Source organism: Desulfovibrio sp. 1188_IL3213, from assembly GCF_036763145.1.
Classification (GTDB): Bacteria; Desulfobacterota; Desulfovibrionia; order Desulfovibrionales; family Desulfovibrionaceae; genus Desulfovibrio.
Window position 1 is genome coordinate 1 of sequence record NZ_JBAIYR010000656.1, and the last position, 899, is coordinate 899.

An 899-nucleotide genomic window follows, 5' to 3' on the forward strand; every position below is an offset into this window, starting at 1 on the left:
CCCCAGCATGCGCAAGCCACGCGCCTTGCCCGCCGTCACAGGCAAAGCGCTGCCGCAACGGGCTGGCAGCCGTACGGCGGCAATAAAAAACTGGCATTATTCGGCGCCGCCATATAGTATTAGTTCCGGAACCTATTAAGGCATGCCCGCTTTTAAAGCGTATATTCTCAAAATATCACACGCTCATCACGGCACTTGGCAGTGCAAATATGCAGCGTTTGCGCCTTTGTGGCAGCGCCTGCTCACGCAGCCGCCAAAACGGTTTCAGAGTGAAATTGTTCCAAGCCTCACCTCATAACACCGGCCCTCATGCCCGGCATGGCACGCGAAGTACCGGCACAGTAGTTTGCCCAGGCAAAAAAACAGCCCCGCAACGGGCGGCAAACGCCCCATCCCTGTCATCGCCGCATGAAGTGCAACTATGTACGTATGACCATGTTCATGGCTGTTCTTACCGTGGAATTCAGTCTGCACGGCAACGATAACCTCAAGGCGAAACGCCGTATTGCCAACAGCCTGAAGCAGAAGACTCGAAACAAATTCAACGTGGCCGTAGCCGAGGCAGGCACTGAGAACAGTCTCAGCAGCCTGCGGCTGGCCGTTGTCTCCATTTCCAACAGCGAAGGGCATCTGCGTAGCCGCATGGATAAATGTGCGCTCATGATGGAAGCCGTTTGCCCGGAAGAAATGGTGGACAGTCAGGTGGAAATATATGCAGCCGACTGATTTTATTCCCGCCCCCTATGTGCAGGACGCACACCGCATGGCGGAAGCCCTGAAAGGCATGGACCGCATCGTGGTGGCCGGTCACGTCAATCCCGACGGCGACGCCGCCGGGTCTGTGGCCGCCGCCGGACATATCCTGCGGGCAATGGGCAAGGAGTTCATGCTCTACGCCG

At 57.1% G+C, this 899-nt stretch carries 2 protein-coding genes; both read left to right on the forward strand.

The features are described from left to right. The first annotated feature begins 435 nt into the window (after window positions 1-435). On the forward strand, window positions 436-726 hold the full coding sequence (locus tag V6C16_RS14330; protein ID WP_333543570.1) for a DUF503 domain-containing protein: 291 nt from the start codon (window positions 436-438) through the stop codon (window positions 724-726). Beyond that, window positions 713-899: DHH family phosphoesterase (locus tag V6C16_RS14335; protein WP_333543569.1), on the forward strand; the 187-nt coding region annotated here is incomplete at its 3' end. The genes V6C16_RS14330 and V6C16_RS14335, both read left to right, overlap by 14 nt.